At 65.8% G+C, this 15,965-nt stretch carries 17 protein-coding genes (1 of these 17 running past the window's edge); 10 read left to right on the forward strand and 7 right to left on the reverse strand.

The window, feature by feature from the left end; genetic code table 11:
• Window positions 1-15 precede the first annotated feature (15 nt).
• From VCJ71_RS11935 to VCJ71_RS11950, 4 genes are all read left to right on the forward strand, one after another.
• Window positions 16-258, forward strand: coding sequence for a FeoA family protein (locus VCJ71_RS11935; RefSeq protein WP_290134473.1), 243 nt, complete (start codon window positions 16-18; stop codon window positions 256-258).
• Entirely contained in the window at window positions 255-2,093 is a 1,839-nt protein-coding gene (gene feoB / locus VCJ71_RS11940; RefSeq protein WP_324641351.1) for a ferrous iron transporter B, read from the forward strand. The genes VCJ71_RS11935 and feoB overlap by 4 nt, the downstream gene beginning before the upstream one ends.
• 101 nt (window positions 2,094-2,194) lie before the next feature.
• Window positions 2,195-2,731: a single-stranded DNA-binding protein gene (gene ssb, locus VCJ71_RS11945; RefSeq protein WP_324641352.1), complete on the forward strand. Its 537-nt coding sequence runs from the start codon at window positions 2,195-2,197 to the stop codon at window positions 2,729-2,731.
• Between the two features lie 48 nt (window positions 2,732-2,779).
• Window positions 2,780-3,232: a hypothetical protein gene (locus VCJ71_RS11950; RefSeq protein WP_324641353.1), complete on the forward strand. Its 453-nt coding sequence runs from the start codon at window positions 2,780-2,782 to the stop codon at window positions 3,230-3,232.
• A 6-nt stretch (window positions 3,233-3,238) separates the two neighbouring features.
• On the opposite strand, the gene VCJ71_RS11955 is transcribed toward VCJ71_RS11950, so the two are convergent.
• Both VCJ71_RS11955 and VCJ71_RS11960 read right to left on the reverse strand, forming a co-directional pair.
• Window positions 3,239-3,760 carry a YceD family protein gene (locus VCJ71_RS11955; protein WP_324641354.1) on the reverse strand — a complete coding sequence of 174 codons (522 nt, stop codon included), beginning with the start codon at window positions 3,758-3,760 and terminating at the stop codon, window positions 3,239-3,241.
• Window positions 3,757-4,278: a ubiquinol-cytochrome C chaperone family protein gene (locus tag VCJ71_RS11960; RefSeq protein WP_324641355.1), complete on the reverse strand. Its 522-nt coding sequence runs from the start codon at window positions 4,276-4,278 to the stop codon at window positions 3,757-3,759. Before VCJ71_RS11960 ends, VCJ71_RS11955 begins: the two co-directional genes overlap by 4 nt.
• Before the next feature lie 205 nt (window positions 4,279-4,483).
• Here VCJ71_RS11960 and VCJ71_RS11965 point away from each other — a divergent pair, with 205 nt between their 5' ends.
• The 5 genes from VCJ71_RS11965 to VCJ71_RS11985 all read left to right on the forward strand — a co-directional run bounded on the left by VCJ71_RS11965 (window position 4,484) and on the right by VCJ71_RS11985 (window position 8,064).
• Window positions 4,484-4,951: an outer membrane protein assembly factor BamE gene (locus tag VCJ71_RS11965; RefSeq protein WP_290134478.1), complete on the forward strand. Its 468-nt coding sequence runs from the start codon at window positions 4,484-4,486 to the stop codon at window positions 4,949-4,951.
• A gap of 64 nt (window positions 4,952-5,015) precedes the next feature.
• On the forward strand, window positions 5,016-5,576 hold the full coding sequence (gene hslV, locus VCJ71_RS11970; protein WP_290134479.1) for an ATP-dependent protease subunit HslV: 561 nt from the start codon (window positions 5,016-5,018) through the stop codon (window positions 5,574-5,576).
• Window positions 5,577-5,603: 27 nt separating this feature from the next.
• Window positions 5,604-6,905 (forward strand): ATP-dependent protease ATPase subunit HslU, encoded by a 1,302-nt coding sequence (gene hslU / locus VCJ71_RS11975; RefSeq protein ID WP_324641356.1) that lies wholly within the window; start codon window positions 5,604-5,606, stop codon window positions 6,903-6,905.
• A gap of 17 nt (window positions 6,906-6,922) precedes the next feature.
• Entirely contained in the window at window positions 6,923-7,285 is a 363-nt protein-coding gene (locus tag VCJ71_RS11980) for a hypothetical protein (protein ID WP_324641357.1), read from the forward strand.
• 65 nt (window positions 7,286-7,350) lie between these two features.
• Window positions 7,351-8,064: a hypothetical protein gene (locus tag VCJ71_RS11985; protein WP_324641358.1), complete on the forward strand. Its 714-nt coding sequence runs from the start codon at window positions 7,351-7,353 to the stop codon at window positions 8,062-8,064.
• Window positions 8,065-8,103: 39 nt separating this feature from the next.
• On the opposite strand, the gene VCJ71_RS11990 is transcribed toward VCJ71_RS11985, so the two are convergent.
• From VCJ71_RS11990 to VCJ71_RS12005, 4 genes are all read right to left on the reverse strand, one after another.
• Entirely contained in the window at window positions 8,104-9,150 is a 1,047-nt protein-coding gene (locus VCJ71_RS11990) for an endonuclease/exonuclease/phosphatase family protein (RefSeq protein ID WP_324641359.1), read from the reverse strand.
• A gap of 82 nt (window positions 9,151-9,232) precedes the next feature.
• Entirely contained in the window at window positions 9,233-10,726 is a 1,494-nt protein-coding gene (locus VCJ71_RS11995) for a SulP family inorganic anion transporter (RefSeq protein ID WP_324641360.1), read from the reverse strand.
• 132 nt (window positions 10,727-10,858) lie between these two features.
• Window positions 10,859-12,676: an ABCB family ABC transporter ATP-binding protein/permease gene (locus VCJ71_RS12000; RefSeq protein WP_324641361.1), complete on the reverse strand. Its 1,818-nt coding sequence runs from the start codon at window positions 12,674-12,676 to the stop codon at window positions 10,859-10,861.
• 58 nt (window positions 12,677-12,734) lie between these two features.
• Complete coding sequence (locus VCJ71_RS12005; protein WP_324641362.1) at window positions 12,735-13,703, reverse strand: retroviral-like aspartic protease family protein; 969 nt, start codon at window positions 13,701-13,703, stop codon at window positions 12,735-12,737.
• A 140-nt stretch (window positions 13,704-13,843) separates the two neighbouring features.
• On the opposite strand from VCJ71_RS12005, the gene VCJ71_RS12010 reads away from it, so the two are divergent.
• Window positions 13,844-14,788, forward strand: a complete 945-nt coding sequence (locus VCJ71_RS12010) for a hypothetical protein (protein WP_324641363.1) — start codon at window positions 13,844-13,846, stop codon at window positions 14,786-14,788.
• Here the strand turns inward: VCJ71_RS12010 and VCJ71_RS12015 are convergent.
• Window positions 14,785-15,965: the 3' portion of a lipopolysaccharide biosynthesis protein gene (locus VCJ71_RS12015; RefSeq protein ID WP_324641364.1), read on the reverse strand. It continues 340 nt past the right edge of the window; only the last 1,181 of its 1,521 coding nucleotides appear in the window; its start codon lies off the right edge, out of view; its stop codon occupies window positions 14,785-14,787. The two genes, VCJ71_RS12010 and VCJ71_RS12015, sit on opposite strands and share 4 nt — an antisense overlap.

The following is a 15,965-nucleotide window of genomic DNA, read 5'->3' on the forward strand; positions in this document are numbered from 1 at the left end:
GGCAGCGCGCCTGCCATGACGCTCGACCTGTTGCCCGCCCGCGTGAAGGGCCGAATCACTGCCATCGACTGGGCCGTGCTCGCTCCCGAAGAGGCGAAGCGCCTGCGCGCGCTCGGTTTCGATGAGGGCGCTGATGTCGAGGTCGATTATCGCGGTGTCTTCGGCGGGCGCGACCCGCTGGCCGTGTCGCTCGGCGAAATGACCGTGGCGATCCGCCGCGTCCACGCTGCCGCCATGCAGGTGGAGCCCGCGGCATGAGCGCGCCGCGCACCGTCGCGCTGGTCGGCAATCCCAACGCCGGCAAGAGCGCGCTCTTCAACGCGCTCACCGGCGCGCGGCAGAAGATAGCCAACTATCCCGGCGTCACCGTGGAACGACGCGCGGGGCGCATGGTCCTCCCCTCCGGCGAACCGGTCGAACTGATCGACCTTCCCGGCAGCTACAGCCTCGACCCCGCCAGCCCGGATGAGGAAGTGACCGCCAGGGTCGTGCTCGGCGAATTCGAGGGCGAGGCGCGGCCCGACGTAATCGTGATCGTGCTGGACGCCACGAACCTGTCGCAGCACCTCGTCTTCGCGCAGGAAATCATCGAACTCGGCCGCCCGGTCGTGGTGGCGCTCAACATGCTCGACCTTGCCGAGCGGGACGGGCTGGTGCTCGATCCGCAGGCGCTGGAAGAAGCGCTCGGCGTGCCCGTGGTCCCCACCGTCGCCGTGCGCAAGCGGGGTCTCGAAGCCCTGCTCGAAAGGGTCGGCACGGCATCGCACACGCATGTCGAACCGCGCCCGCACCTGACCTTGCCCGAACGTCGGCTGTCCGCGCGCAACATGGCCAAGGGCGCGATCCTGTCGCGCTCGGCCGCGCACAAGCTGCACAGTTCGGTCGACAAGCTATTGCTCAATCCGTGGATCGGCCCGGTCTTCCTGTTTGCTCTGCTGTTCGTGATCTTCCAGGCCGTGTTCGCCTGGGCAAACCCGTTCGCCGACGCGATCGATGCGGCGGGCGGGGCGGCGATCGAGTGGGTGACCGCGAATTTCGCCGAAGGGTTCCTACGCGATCTCGTGACCGAAGGGGCGATCGCAGGCGTCGGGTCGGTGGTGGTGTTCCTGCCGCAGATCGTGATCCTGTTCGCCTTTATCCTGGTAATGGAGCAGTCCGGCTACATGGCCCGCGCAGCGTTCATCATGGACCGGTTGATGGCCCATGTCGGCCTGTCCGGGCGCAGCTTCATCCCGCTGTTGTCCAGCTTCGCCTGCGCGATCCCAGGCATCATGGCGACCCGCAGCATCGCCGATCCCAAGGACCGCCTGACCACGATCCTGATCGCCCCGCTGATGACCTGCAGCGCGCGCCTGCCGGTCTATGCGGTGATCATCGCGGCATTCATCCCCGCGACCACCGTGGGGTGGGGCATCGGGCTGCAGGGCTTGGTATTGTTCGGCCTTTACGTCGCGGGCATCGTCGGCGCGATGATCGTGGCGCTGGTGCTGCGGCGCACCGCCACGAAGGGCGCGGCGAGCGGGTTCATCATGGAACTGCCGCGTTACCAGCTTCCGCGGCTGAAGGATCTCGCCATCGGCCTGTGGCAGCGCGCGTGGGTGTTCCTGCGCCGCGCGGGCACGATCATCTTCACCGCCACCGTCGCGCTGTGGCTGCTGCTCAGCTTCCCACAAGCCGCGCCGGGCGAAGACCAGGTCGATGCCAGCGCCGCGGGCCACCTTGCCAACGGGCTTGCCGTGGTGCTGGAGCCGATCGGCTTCAACCGCGACATCTCGCTGGCGCTGATCCCCGCGATGGCGGCCCGCGAGGTCGCCGTGGCGAGCCTTGCGACCACCTATGCCGTCTCCTCCGACGACGAGGACGAAACCGCCGACCGCCTGACCACCCAGCTCGCCAGCCGGTGGAGCCTGCCGACCGCGCTCGCGTTTCTGGCGTGGTTCGTCTTCGCACCGCAGTGCCTGTCCACCATCGCCGTCGCCCGGCGCGAGACGAACGGGTGGAAGTGGCCGGTCTTCATGCTGGCGTACCTGTTTGCGCTGGCATACGTTTTCGCCGGCCTCACCTTCTGGACCGCCACCGCGCTGGGTCTTTAGGCGCGGGATCGGTCGACGTCCGGTGGAATAGCGCCAAGGCGGCCTAGCACCCGCCCACCCTGTCGGTTAGGCCATCCCCGTAATCACGAAGGGACGATTCGATGGCCGGTAGCCTCAACAAAGTCATGCTGATCGGAAACCTGGGCGCAGACCCGGAAATCCGCAGCTTCCAGAACGGCGGCAAGGTCGCCAACCTGCGCATCGCCACCAGCGAGACGTGGAAGGACCGCAACACCGGCGAACGGCAGGAGCGGACCGAGTGGCATACCGTCGCGATCTTTTCCGAAGGCCTCGTCGGCGTGGTCGAACGTTACCTGCGCAAGGGTAGCAAGGTCTATGTCGAAGGGCAGCTGCAGACCCGCAAGTGGCAAGACCAGTCGGGTAACGACCGCTATTCCACCGAGGTGGTGATCCGCGGCCTCAACGGCTCGCTCACCATGCTCGACGGCGCCCAGGGCGGCGGCGGCGGGGGTGGCGGCGGCGGCTACTCCGGCGGTGGCGGTGGCGGTGGCGGCGGCCAGCGGTCGGGCGGCAACGACGGTGGCTGGAACCAGGGCGGCGGCGGCAATGGCGGCGGCGGATCGTCCTCCGGCGGCAGCTCCAATTACGACGATCTGGACGACGACATTCCGTTCTGATCCTCGGCCCGATTTGCCCGGGCAGGATTCTCGTGGTAACAATATATCATGAGGTGCAAATTAGCGCATATTCTCGCCTTGCCCGTGCTGCTTGCGGCTCCGCTTAGCGCAGCAACGGCGACCGATCCTTCGTTCGCAGTCGAGCACCTGCAGAATATCGAGGAAAGCGAGGCGCGCCTCGTGCTCGCCGCGCTCGTGCGCGAGCAGAAAAAGCTGCGCACGGAAGAGGGCACGTATTTCCATCTCTATAGCGGCGCGCCCGCATCCTACGAGCAGAACGCCGTGGGCCCGCGCGAAGCGTTCCTCGCGCTCGATCTGGGCAATATCTGGCGCGTGCGGCGCCTTTCGCCGCAAGGTGAGACGTTTCCCAAATACGAGATCATCGTCGCTCACGGTTCGGAGGACATGAACTGGAAGCTGACGGTGACGATGGGTTGGGCGGACGCAGCCGGCCGGGTCGACAGCGTCACGATGTTCCTCGGGCCGCCGCCACCCTTCTAAGCCGGGCTATTCCTTCTTCAGCGCGGCCAGCGCGGCAAAAGGCCCGCTGGCCTCGGCGCTCGACACCAGCCCCGCCTTGCGCGCCTCTTCCGCGCCCGGTCCTTCCGCGAAGGGATCGATCGCGAGCCCGAGCGTCTGCGCGACCGCTTCGCCCAGGTCGAACCGGTCGCCCCTGTACTCGATCTCGTCGAGCTGGTCGGCGGTGAGTTCGATTTCCTCGTCCGGCGTCGGCAGGCTGTTCTCCGGCACGAAGCGCAGCGAGATATCCTCGGCAATGCGCACCGGCAGGTCTTCGCCCGAAACCGCGCAGCTCTGCACGATTTGCGCCTCCAGTGTGCCGCGCGCGGCCACCGCGTTGCCATCGGGATCGAGCACGACTTCGGCCCGCATGCTGTCGACGGAAACGAGGTCGAATCGCCGCGCCAGCGCGCTGCGCTCCCCCTCGCCGGGTTCGAGCACGATCGCCCCTTCGGTCAGCTTGCGCGGATCGACCATGCGGGAAAATTCGGGGGCGGCCGCGTCGCTCATCGCGGGATCGACCCGGCCAGCACGTTCTCGCGCTTCAGGCTCATCAGCTGGCTGCGCAGATGGCGCAGTTCGCCGGCCAGCCCTTCGGCCAGGCCATCGTCCGCCAGGGTGACGTTGCGGCGTATCGCCTCGACCAGTTCGTCGTCGTCGTCGGCAGCGAAGGCATCGCGCAGCGCGCCCCACCGGCCGCCGAGCGTGCTCATGAGCCGGCCGACATGCTTGCCGACGACCATGTCGCCGATCCCCGCCTCGCGCAGCTGGCCGTCCATGTCGGCCACGAACAGTTCGGTCAGCAGCGTGGTCTCGCTTTCCAGGCCCGCCTCGGCCTCCATCCGCAACAGCACGCAGATCAGCACCATCGTGATCATGTCGAAGCGCCCGGCGGTCGAATCCTCGACCCCCAGGTCGCGGTACCACTGCGCCTCGCGGCTTATCTCGACCACGCGGTGCCACAGCGGGCGCAGTTCCTCGCGCTTGTCGACCTTACGGCGTTTGAGCAATCCGTTGAGCAGTCCCATGGCGTCACCTTCATCCGTTCAGCGGCGATTAAATGCGCGGGCGGCAACCCGCAGGCGCAGTCTTGTCACCAGCGGGCCCCAGCGGGCCATTGCAGCGCATGGCGCTTGCCCTTAAGGCCCCGGGTGACAGTAAACGATATAGGACGGGCGGCGCGCGGCGCAATCGGCGCAGATCGCAGGCCCGACAGGACGGAACGGACAATCCATGGCACGCCTTGCGCCTCTCGCTTCCCTGGCACTGGTGGCCGCCACGCTTGGCGGATGCGCCTCGATTACCGAGCAGCGCGGCTACATTATCGACCGCTTCCTGCTGGAATCGGTCCAGCCGGGGATCGATAACCGCCGCAGCGTGGAACAGACGCTTGGCCGGCCGAGCTTCGAAAGCCAGTTCGGCGATCCGGTGTGGTATTACGTGTCCTCCACCACGGAACGCGCGCCCTTCGGCACGCCGCAGATCGACAAGCACCTGACCTTCGCCGTGCATTTCGACGAGGCCGGGCGCGTGACGCAGGTGACGCAGGCGGGGATGGAGCAGGTCGCAAGGATCGACCCCGATGGCGACGAAACGCCCACGCTGGGCCGCGACCGTGGCTTCTTCGAAGACCTGTTCGGCAATATCGGCCGCGTCGGCGCGCCGGGTGCGGGCGGGGCCGGCGGGCCGGGCGGGCAGTAATTTTCGCCCAATGCCTTTGTCGCGGGCGAGTTGAAGCCCGCGCAAACGCCCCCATATCCGCCGCATGACTGGATCGAAGGACAGCCACGGCCTGACGACGTGGCACGGCACCACCATCATCGGCGTGAAGCGCGGCGGCAAGACCGTCGTCGCCGGTGACGGGCAGGTCTCCATGGGCAATACGGTGATGAAGCCGAATGCCCGCAAGGTTCGCCGCATCGGCAAGGACGGCAAGGTCGTGGGCGGTTTCGCCGGAGCGACCGCCGACGCCTTCACTCTGTTCGAGCGGCTGGAAAAGAAGCTGGAGCAGTACAGCGGCCAGCTGATGCGCGCCGCGGTGGAGCTCGCCAAGGACTGGCGGACCGACAAGTATCTCCGCAATCTCGAAGCGCTGATGATCGTGGCCGATGCGGACACGCTGCTGGTTCTGACCGGCAACGGCGACGTGCTGGAACCCGAAGGCGGCATTGCGGCCATCGGCAGCGGCGGCAATTACGCCCTGTCCGCCGCCCGCGCGCTCGCCGATTACGAGGACGATGCGGAAAAGATCGCGCGCAAGGCCATGGCCGTTGCCGCCGACGTCTGCGTCTTCACCAACGACCAGGTCACGCTCGAAACCGTCTGACCTCTCGCCAATTTTCCGAAAGCTGACATGACCGACAACCTCACCCCCAAGGCGATCGTCGCCGCGCTCGACGAGCACATCATCGGCCAGAAGGATGCCAAGCGCGCGGTGTCCGTGGCGCTGCGCAACCGCTGGCGCCGCCAACGCCTGCCGCGCGAATTGCGCGACGAAGTGACGCCGAAGAACATCCTGATGATCGGCCCGACCGGTTGCGGCAAGACCGAGATCAGCCGCCGGCTCGCCAAGCTGGTCGACGCGCCCTTCGTGAAAGTGGAAGCGACCAAGTTCACCGAAGTCGGCTATGTCGGCCGCGACGTGGAACAGATTGCCCGCGACCTGGCCGAAGATGCGATCCGCTTGGAAAAGGACCGCCGCCGCGATGCGGTGCGCGAAGCGGCGAGCGAGGCCGCGATGCAGCGGCTGCTCAACGCGCTGGTCGGAGAGAATGCGAGCGAGGCGACCCGCGAAAGCTTCCGCCAGCGCATAGTCGACAACTCGATGAACGAAACCGAGGTGGAAATCGAGGTCGCCGACAGCCCCAATGCGCCGATGGAAATCCCCGGCCTTGGCGGCGGCATGGGCATGATCGACCTTTCCGACATGATGGGCAAGGCGCTCGGCAAGAAGCCGACCAAGCGGCGCAAGCTGAAAGTCCCCGATGCGTGGGACAAGCTGGTCGACGAAGAGGCCGAGAAGCGCATGGACCAGGACGACGTGAACCGGGTCGCGCTGCAGAATGCGGAAACCAACGGCATCGTCTTCCTTGACGAGGTGGACAAGATCGCGGTCAGCGACGTGCGCGGCGGCAGCGTGTCGCGCGAAGGCGTTCAGCGCGACCTGCTGCCACTGATCGAAGGCACGACGGTGGCCACGAAATACGGCCCGATGAAGACCGATCACGTGCTCTTCATCGCCAGCGGCGCGTTCCATGTCGCCAAACCTTCCGACATGCTGCCCGAATTGCAGGGCCGGCTGCCGATCCGTGTCGAGCTGCGCAGCCTGACGCAGGAGGATTTCGTCCGCATCCTGTCCGAAACCAAGGCCAACCTCGTCAGCCAGTACAAGGCGCTGCTCGGCACGGAAGACGTGACGGTTGAGATGACCGACGAAGCGATCGCCGAGGTCGCGCGCATCGCCGCGCAGGTGAACGAGACGGTCGAGAACATCGGCGCCCGCCGCCTGCAGACCGTGATGGAGCGCCTGTTCGAGGAACTGAGCTTCGAGGCCGAAGCAAAGAAGGGCGAGACCGTGACGATCGACGCCGACTACGTGCGCGAGCGCCTGACCGGCCTCGCGGAAGACGCGGATCTGTCGAAGTATATTCTCTGACGAAGATCCGCTACGACATGGCGATGGGCAAGTTCTATCGCGGTCTCAAACGGTGGACGGATCGGGACATCGCGAGTTCGACTCGCCCGATATCTCTCATGCTTCCCTTCATGGTCTTCGCGCTCTTGACCGTGCCCTTCCGCGTGTCCGACGTGACGTTTTGGCCTTGGATTGCAGTTGTTGTGGGTGCCCTGTGCCTCACCTGGCTGATCTGGGGCGTATCGCGCGCAGTACATGTCCTGAAGGTCGCGGATTGGAAGGCGTCCAAGCAATATGAGCGGAAAGGCCGGTACCTCCTGTCACGTGAATACCACGAGACCGTCTTCGCCTCGAAAACGCGCCGGCTGGAACGCAAAGAGCGTCCGGACAAAACCTCCTGATTAACCGCTTCACCCGATTTTCACTGATTGCTGCGACAAGCTCCGCGTGCACAGGGGAGCATAGGATGTTCGGACAAAAGACTTTCGGCAGGCGCGCCGCGCCGCAATTCGGCGCAGCGACGGCGGCAGCGAGCGCCCCGCAGCCGCAGCGCGATCCGGCCGACGAGGGGCGGATCATTGCCGCCGCAATGTGGGACGGCCCGCTGGGTGCGAAGCTGCGCGAAGCGAGGATGACCCCGGATAGCCCGCACAACCTCGTCCTCACCCATGATCGCATGCGCGCCATGGAAGACGCCGCAACCGCGCGGATGAACCGCATGATCGCCCGGATCGAGGCCCATGTGCAGGGCATCGCCGTCAGGCCGTTCGCGCTGATCCCGTGGGCTGTATGGGAAGACGCCAACGCGGCCTTCCTGATGAAGCTCGACTTCCTGCCGAGCTCGCCGTGGAACAATTTCATCCTGCCGACCGACGCGCGCTCCGCCGAATTCCTCGGCCTGCCGGAACATCCGCGCGCCGTCGCCCCCGGCCTGACCGAGCAGGTCGCCGCGATGGTGACGGAATTGCGCGAGGAAACCGCCGACTATCTCGACGCCGGGATCGCCCGCATCGCGCGCGGCGATTTCGCCTTTCTCGACGAGTACGAATCCAACCGCAACGAACGCTTCCAGCGCCTGTTCGCGCTCGCCCGCTACCTCGCCGAAATCACTTTCGGCCCGGCGGTGATCGCGAAGCACGACGAACAGTTCGGCCTCGGCCTCTCGAGCATTCCCGAATAGGCTGCGGGCTGCGCCGTCTGCCTGCGCTGGCAAGCTCGTTTAACGCGAAGGTTTAGCGCGCCCGCCGGAGCCGCTTTCCGCCGTAGCGGGGTTTTCGATATCCGCGTCGGGCGAAGCGGGGTCCACACAGACCTTGGCGATCATCGGCAGATGGTCGGACCCCACGTTGCGCCCGATATTCATTTCCGCGACCTTCACCCCGTCCTTGATCATGATCTGGTCGAGCGGCCAGCCGGCAAAGGCAAGACTGGCTGGAAAGGTGGCGAATGTCCCGCGGCCGACCCTCGGGTCCAGGTAGTCACCTTCCTCGCGGAAGTTCTCGGTAGTGCGTGACCACGGCACGTCGTTGAAATCGCCGATCGCGAGCACATTGCCCAGTCCATCCGGGGTCTTGGAGCCCGCGCGGGCAATATTTGCGTCGCGTCTGTCGGTGCTTTCCCCCGGCAACGGCGGGCGCGGGTGAAGGCCGATCAACTCGAAACGCGCGCCGTCCGCCATGCGCAGCGTGGCGTAAAGCGTGGGTGTGTTGCTGCCGGTGACGATTGCCATTTCGGCAGCATCCACCTGCAGGCGCGTGGCAAAGGCCATCCCGTATTTGTTGTCGAGCGGTCGTATCAGCGTGTAATCGTAGCGGGCGAGCGTCGGGCCAAGCGCTTCAATCCATGGCTCGTGCGTTTCCATCAGCAGCAGTATGTCAGGATCGACTTTTTCGATCAGCGCAGCCGTTTCCGGATACCGATCGTTTGTCTGCAGGACATTGAACGACAGCACGCGGGCGCAGTTCATCCCGTCCACCTGGTCGGGCAGCGCGACGTCCGACGGCGCGAGGGCGGTATAGGGCCAGATCCGCACGAGGTTCGTGATTGCGGCGAGGGCGCAAAGGCCAATGGCCGGCCAACGCCCATTGCGGGCCAGGAACAGCGCCGCAATGGCCACCGCCGCAGCCAGAAAGATCGCCGGCTCCCTGACGAAATCGAGGATTCGAACCAAGCCGCGGTTGGTCGGCCACAAGCTGATCAGCGCAAGCAGCAGCAGGATCGCCCCCGCGACGAGGAAAGGCCAATCGCGTTTTGTGAGACTTCGCATCGTACCTGTTCCTTTAAAAGGTGACCGGACGCGTTGTGTCGGTTGCGCTGGGGCGTGGCCGATAGGCCGGCGCTTTGCAAACTTAGGGATGCGGGGCCAGCCCGATCTCCACGCCGGTCTTGTCGGTCAGCGCGAACTTGTCGATCAGGTCGGCGCTCGCTTCGTTGAGGCCGATCACCTGCACGCTGCGGCCGTTGAGGCGCATGCGTTCCACCACCTTGTCGAGCACGCCGACGCCGCTGATGTCCCAGAAATGGGCGCGGGTGACATCAATCACCACGTGGTCGGCGGGGTCGGGACGCTCGCTTTCCCGGCCGAAGGCTTGGCTGAAGCGATCGACGCTGGCGAAGAAGATCTGCCCGGTGATCGTGTAGGTAGCGACCTGGTCGTCCCGCACGCGGGTGACATCGAACATCGTCATGACCTTGCCGGTGAAGAAGATGCCGGACAGCAGCACGCCCACCAGCACGCCCAGCGCAAGGTTGTGGCTCGCAACGACGACCACGACTGTGCTCAGCATCACCACGCTCGATTGCCAGGGGTGGTAACGAAGGTTGGGAATCGAATTCCAGCTGAAGGTGCCGATGCTGACCATGATCATCACCGCCACCAGCGCCGCCATCGGGATCTGCCCGACGATGGGGCCGAGCGCGGCGAGCAGCACCAGCAGGGTGATCCCGGCGGTGAAGCTGGACAGGCGCCCGCGCCCGCCGCTGGTCACGTTGATGACCGACTGGCCGATCATCGCGCAGCCGCCCATGCCGCCGAAGAAGGCCGCGGCGATATTCGCGATGCCTTGCCCGCCGCTCTCGCGCTGCTTGTCGGAATCGGTGTGCGTCATGTCGTCGACGATCTGCGCGGTCAGCAGGCTTTCCAGCAGGCCGACGGCGGCCATGGTGGCGGAATAGGGCGCGATGATCCGCAGCGTTTCCCACGTCAACGGCACGTCGGGCAGGACGAAATAGGGCAGGCCTTCGGGCAGTTCGCCCATGTCGCTGACCGTGTTTACGTCAAGCCCCATGCCGATGGTGATCGCTCCGATTATGACAATGGCGACCAGCGGGGAGGGGACGGCGGTGGTCAGGCGCGGCAGCAGGTAGATGATGGCCAGCGCGCCGGCGACAAGCGGGTAGGTGATCCACGGCACGCCGACCAGCTGGGGCAACTGTGCCATGAAAATGAGGATCGCGAGGGCATTGACGAAGCCGGTGATGACGCTGCGGCTGACGAACTGCATCAGCAGGTCGAGCCGGATGACGGCCGCGATCAGCTGGAAGATGCCCATAAGGATCGTCGCGGCGAACAGATATTCCACCCCGTAATCGCGTACCAGCGGGATGACGACCACGGCCACCGCGGCGGTGGCGGCGGAGATCATGCCGGGCCGCCCGCCGGTAAAGGCGATGACCATGGCAATGGTGATCGAGGCATACAGGCCGACGCGCGGATCGACCCCGGCGATGATCGAGAAGCCGATCGCCTCCGGGATCAGCGCGAGGGCGACGACGATGCCGGCGAGGATGTCGGCCCGGACATTACCGAACCAGTCGCGCTTGAACGCGGCGGAATTGAACATGGATATTGCCTGTCAGCTGCGCGGCGACGCTGCGCCTCAAGGGCGCGCGATGCCGGTGGATGTGGAATGCCGGGAGCCGTAGCCTTTGCTGCAGTGCAGCACAACCCCGCCGCCCGGGGCCTTGGCGAGCGCCTACTCGGCGGCTTCCGCCACGTCCTCGCCTTCCGCCAGCTGGCGCGACCACATCTCGGCATAGAGGCCGTCGGAACGCAGCAATTCGGCGTGGCTGCCGCTTTCGGCGAGCCGTCCCTGGTCGAGGACAAGGATCCGGTCGGCATCGGCCACGGTGGAGAGCCGGTGCGCGATGGCCAGCGTGGTGCGGTCCTTTGCCACGCGGTTCATCGTGGCGAGGATGTCCTGCTCCGTCCGGGTGTCGAGCGCGCTGGTCGCTTCATCGAACAGCACGATGGGCGGGTTCTTGAGCAGGGTCCGCGCGATGGCCACGCGCTGCTTCTCGCCGCCCGAAAGCTTCAGGCCCCGCTCGCCCACCTCGGTGTCGAGACCGTCTGGCAGCATTTCGATGAAAGGCAGGATCGCGGCGTCGCGGGCGGCTTGGACAACCTCTTCCTGCGTCGCATCGGCGCGGCCGTAGGCGATGTTGTAGCCGATCGTGTCGTTGAAAAGCACGCTGTCCTGCGGGACGATGCCGATCGCCGCGCGCAGCGAAGCCTGCGTCACCTCGGCGATATCCTGCCCGTCGATCAGGATGCGGCCGGAATCGGGATCGTAGAAGCGGAACAGCAGCCGCCCGATGGTGGATTTGCCCGCGCCCGAGGGGCCGACGATGGCGATCTGCGATCCGGCGGGCACTTCGAACGACAGGCCCTTAAGGATCGTGCGGTCCGGCTCGTAGCCGAAGGTCACGTCATCGAAGACGAGCGTCGGTTTGCGCACGACCAGCGCAGGGGCACCCGGCTTGTCGGACACTTCGACTTCCGTATCCATCAGGCGGAACATTTCGGCCATGTCGATCAGGCCCTGGCGGATCGTGCGATAGACCCAGCCCAGCATGTCGAGCGGGCGGAACAGCTGCATCAGGTAGGTGTTCACCAGCACCAGGTCGCCCACGGTGAGATTGCCGTTCGACCATTCCCACACGGTGAAGGCCATCGCACCGGCCATCAGCAGGTTGGTGATAAAGGCCTGCGCCATGTTGAGATGGGCGAGCGAGTTGTCGGACTTGGTTGCCGCCTCGGCATAGGCGCGCGCCGCGCTGCCATAGCGCTCTTCCTCGCGCTTCTCCGCGCCGAAATATTTCACCGTCTCGTAATTGAGGAGCGAGTCGACCGCGCGGGCCAGCGCCGTCCCGTCGAGATCGTTCATCTGCGCCCGCAGCTTGGTGCGCCATTCGGTGATCCAGCGGGTGACCGCGATATAGAGGACGACCGTGACGGCGGTGGCCGCGACCAGTTCCCACCCGAACATCGTGTAGAAGATGATGCCGACGATGGTCAGCTCGATGATCGTCGGCGCGATGTTGAAGAGGATGAAGTAGAGCATCGAATCGATGCTCTTGGTGCCTCGCTCGATCACCTTGGTGACTTCGCCCGTGCGGCGCGACAGGTGGAAGCGCAGCGACAGGCGGTGAAGCCGCGCGAAGACATCCGTTGCCAGCTCGCGCGTGGCGTCCTGCCCGACCTTCTCGAAGGCGATGTTGCGGATGTTGTCGAAGGCGACGGAGCCGAAGCGCCCGGCGGCATAGGCCACCACCAGCACCATCGGCAGGGTCGCGGTGGCCAGCGCGCCTTCCAGCTCGCTCATATGATCGATGGCGTATTTGTAGGCGAAGGGGATCGTCAGGATGATGCCCTTGGCACACAGCACCAGCAGCAGCGCGATGACGATGCGCCGCTTCAGGTCCGGCCGCCCCGCCGGCCACAGATAGGGCAGGAAGCGCCGGATCGTGGCCCAGTCTGCCGGGTCCCGCCTTGGTTTCACCTTGTCAGCCATCGCCGCATGAAGTGGGCGCGGGTTGCCGAAGGCGCAAGGGCCGCCGGCGGAGGCGGGCCTAGCGGTTGAAGTCGAAATCGCGGTTGAACATGTCCTTCAGCTCCGATCCGCGCGGCAGGTCGAAGCGCACCCTGTTGGTCTTGAAGTCGATTGCCACGCGTTCGAACCGCCGCAATTCGTTGAGGCCGAGGATCAGGGCGGGGCGGTCTTCGAGGCCCAGCACCTTGAAGGGTTCCGCATCGCTGAAGGCCATCGCGACATTGTTGAGCCGCATGTCGCCGATCTCGATCGTCTGCGCGCGGCGGATCGGGTTGACCTGCGTCGTCCCGTTGATGTCCTCGATCCACTGGAATCCCAGCACGCGACCGGGCAGCTTGGCTTCCAGCGCCCGGTTGCCGATGGATGCCTGCGCGCCCGTGTCGACGATGATCGCGGTGCGCACGCCGTTGATCTTCGCCTGCGTGATGATCAGCTGGCCCAGCCGCTCGCGCGCCTGCACGACGATCTCGAAACCGCGATTGCCGCCCAGTTCGTCGGCATCGTCGACCGCGATCAGGCCGCGCTTGAAATCGAGGAGGACGCGCTGTTCTTGGAGCGTATCGAGGCCCAGTATGCCGTCGATCGGGCCCAGATCCGCCGCATCCACCAGCGGGGCTGTTCGTACATAGACGCTGCGCGATCCGAACGTCAGCGCATCGATGGCGACGGTTTCGGTTTCCTTCCGGCTGGCCATGCCGACCAGCGTGACGGGCCGCCGGTCGCCCAGTTCGAGCCGGTCGGCAATCGCGCGCGAGAGGACGGTGGCTTCCGCCCCGGTGTCGACCATGAAGTTATAGGGGCCGGTGCCGTTGATCGTGACCGGCAATGTGTAGCGGCGATAGCGGTCGCGATTGAGCTCGATCTCTTCCTGGGTGGGCGGCGCCTCGGCGGCGGGATCGCCCGATCGGGGCGTTTCGACCTGCGCGGCGGAGGTCCCGGCCAGCGCGAATACGGCAAGGGCCGGGGCGATCCAGTCGAGTAGAGGCATGGCAGCTCTCCTTCTGTCGGCCCTTCGAAGCAGCAACCTACCACCGCGCCAGGGTTTCGCCAAACCGCACGCGTCATGCGCCGGGCGGAGCAACAGCCCTTCCGCTTTGTTAACCGCGGCGTGGTACCAACCCCTTCGCAATGAACCGGTTTTTTGCAGAACTTCGCCGCCGTGTGGGCGAGCGCGCCTTCCTGTCAGCCGCCGCCGGCGTGCTGGCTACGCCGCCGTGCGTCCCGCGTGACGACGGGCTGGTGATCTTCTCGATGATCGGCACGCGGGTGCTCACCCCCTATCTCGTTGCGGCAAAGTCGCTCCATGCGCAGCTGCAACGCGGGCGGTTCGCCATCCTCGACGACGGGACGCTGACGCGCGAAGACAAGGCGATCCTGCGCAACCACCTCGGCGACCCGCAGATTTTCGGGCCCGATGTAGATACGAAGGCCTGTCCGACCTACAGTTCTTGGAAGCGACTGTTCACCCTGCTGGAGCTGCGCAAGACGAATTACGTCATCCAGCTGGACAGCGACACGATCACCCGCGCACCGGTGCGGCTGCTGGGCGAGCTGATCGATGCGGGGCGCGATTTCATCCTTAAGGGCGAAGCGGAAACCCGCTTCATGTCGCTGGAGGAAATCGCCGCCCAGGCACAGGCGAACCCGAATTCGAGGCGCCCGCCGGTGCATGTGCAGCTGGCAATGGAAGCGAGGATGGACGAGGTGCGCATCCCGGATCGCGCGAACCTTCGCTATTCCCGCGGCTGTGCGGGTTTCGCCGGCTTCGCCCCGGACCCGAGTGGCACCGAGCTGGCCGAACAATTCTCTGCCGAGGCGGTGCGCCTGATCGGCTACGACCACTGGAAGCAGTGGGGCAGCGAACAGGTGACGTCCAATTTCCTGATCGCCCAGCGGCCCGATGCGGCGCTGCTGCCGTACGACCGCTATTGCAACTTCTGGGACGAGCCGGTGTCGCCCGAAATGGCCTTCGTCCATTTCATCGGCACTTACCGCTATCACGGCGGCGTCTACCGCGACATGGCGCGCGAGGCGATCGAGAGCCTGCGCCTGCGCGAAGCGATCGCTGCCTAGGCGGTTACCGGCGCCGCGACCTTCCGCTTCAGCACCAGGCGCAACACGTCCATTGTCGATTGCCGGGCGAACAGCAACAGGCCCGCCGCGTAAGTCGCCGCGCCCAGCATCACGAGCGCGGCCAGCCTCAGCCACTGCGCCGGGAAGGCGACCAGCGCGTCCAGGCCGAGGACTGCTGCCGCCATGAGCGCGCTTGCCGCCAACGCGGGGGCGATGGCCCGGGCAAGGTCGCGCAGCCGCACACCGAGCGCGGGCAGGGTGATCCAGCTGCAGATCGCCAGCACCAGCGCAAAGCCTGCGATCCACGCCCAGGCGACTCCGATCAGCCCCCATTGCAGCGCGAAGAAAAAGGCCGCCGGCATCACAAGCGCGCCCGCCAGCCCGTTCTTCAAGGGAATGTCGGCCCGGTCGATCGCGTTCGCCGCCGGGACATAGAGCGTCAGCATGGTCTTCAGCGGCATGGCGATGGCGAGCAGGATGACGAACGGCACCGTGCCGGCCCATTTCTCACCCAGTACCGTCAGTACCAGCGGCTCCGCCGTGACGGCGAAGCCTGCGAAGACCGGCAGGCCCACCAGCATGATCAGCTGGACCGATCGCAGGAAGGCCGATGCAACGGCGGCGCGGTCCTCGTCCATGATCCGGCTGTAGGCGGAAAAGGCCACCTCGTTGAGCGGCGGCACGACCTTTGTCAGGAACACCTGCGTCAGGAACAGCGCGGTGGAATAGATGCCGAGCTCCGCGGCGCTGTAATAGCGGCCGACGATGAAGATGTCCGCCTGGCTCTGGAGGAACCAGAACAGCTGGCTCACCAGCACCAGTCCGCCGAACCGCGCGATGAAGCCAGCACCGCGGAAGTCGAAGCTTGGCCATATATAGGCGCGTGCCGCAACGGTCAGGCCGATCGCCCTTATATAGAGGCCCAGCAACGGGGCGATGACGAGCGTCCACACGCCCCAGCCCAGCAGCGCGCCCGCAACCGCGGACAGGGCGGCAACGATGGCGGAAACGAAGTTGACCCGTGCCTGCCGCCGGAAATCCATCTCGCGCGACAATATGGTGTAGGCCAGCACGATGAAGGGCGTGGTCGGGTAGAGCAGGGCCTGCACCTGCAGCAGCCGCGCGACCATCGGCTCGCCGAAATAGGCTGCGACATAAGGCGCGGCGAGCAGCTGCG

Source organism: Pseudoblastomonas aquimaris (genome assembly GCF_035481675.1).
Taxonomy (GTDB): domain Bacteria; phylum Pseudomonadota; class Alphaproteobacteria; order Sphingomonadales; family Sphingomonadaceae; genus Alteriqipengyuania_B.

Excerpts from the sequence above, each read along its gene's own strand:
- VCJ71_RS11935 (WP_290134473.1), top strand. The coding sequence starts at position 16 with ATGACGCTCGACCTGTTGCCCGCCCGCGTGAAGGGCCGAATCACTGCC.
- feoB (WP_324641351.1), top strand. The coding sequence starts at position 255 with ATGAGCGCGCCGCGCACCGTCGCGCTGGTCGGCAATCCCAACGCCGGC.
- ssb (WP_324641352.1), top strand. The coding sequence starts at position 2,195 with ATGGCCGGTAGCCTCAACAAAGTCATGCTGATCGGAAACCTGGGCGCA.
- VCJ71_RS11950 (WP_324641353.1), top strand. The coding sequence starts at position 2,780 with ATGAGGTGCAAATTAGCGCATATTCTCGCCTTGCCCGTGCTGCTTGCG.
- VCJ71_RS11955 (WP_324641354.1), bottom strand. The coding sequence starts at position 3,760 with ATGAGCGACGCGGCCGCCCCCGAATTTTCCCGCATGGTCGATCCGCGC.
- VCJ71_RS11960 (WP_324641355.1), bottom strand. The coding sequence starts at position 4,278 with ATGGGACTGCTCAACGGATTGCTCAAACGCCGTAAGGTCGACAAGCGC.
- VCJ71_RS11965 (WP_290134478.1), top strand. The coding sequence starts at position 4,484 with ATGGCACGCCTTGCGCCTCTCGCTTCCCTGGCACTGGTGGCCGCCACG.
- hslV (WP_290134479.1), top strand. The coding sequence starts at position 5,016 with ATGACTGGATCGAAGGACAGCCACGGCCTGACGACGTGGCACGGCACC.
- hslU (WP_324641356.1), top strand. The coding sequence starts at position 5,604 with ATGACCGACAACCTCACCCCCAAGGCGATCGTCGCCGCGCTCGACGAG.
- VCJ71_RS11980 (WP_324641357.1), top strand. The coding sequence starts at position 6,923 with ATGGCGATGGGCAAGTTCTATCGCGGTCTCAAACGGTGGACGGATCGG.
- VCJ71_RS11985 (WP_324641358.1), top strand. The coding sequence starts at position 7,351 with ATGTTCGGACAAAAGACTTTCGGCAGGCGCGCCGCGCCGCAATTCGGC.
- VCJ71_RS11990 (WP_324641359.1), bottom strand. The coding sequence starts at position 9,150 with ATGCGAAGTCTCACAAAACGCGATTGGCCTTTCCTCGTCGCGGGGGCG.
- VCJ71_RS11995 (WP_324641360.1), bottom strand. The coding sequence starts at position 10,726 with ATGTTCAATTCCGCCGCGTTCAAGCGCGACTGGTTCGGTAATGTCCGG.
- VCJ71_RS12000 (WP_324641361.1), bottom strand. The coding sequence starts at position 12,676 with ATGGCTGACAAGGTGAAACCAAGGCGGGACCCGGCAGACTGGGCCACG.
- VCJ71_RS12005 (WP_324641362.1), bottom strand. The coding sequence starts at position 13,703 with ATGCCTCTACTCGACTGGATCGCCCCGGCCCTTGCCGTATTCGCGCTG.
- VCJ71_RS12010 (WP_324641363.1), top strand. The coding sequence starts at position 13,844 with ATGAACCGGTTTTTTGCAGAACTTCGCCGCCGTGTGGGCGAGCGCGCC.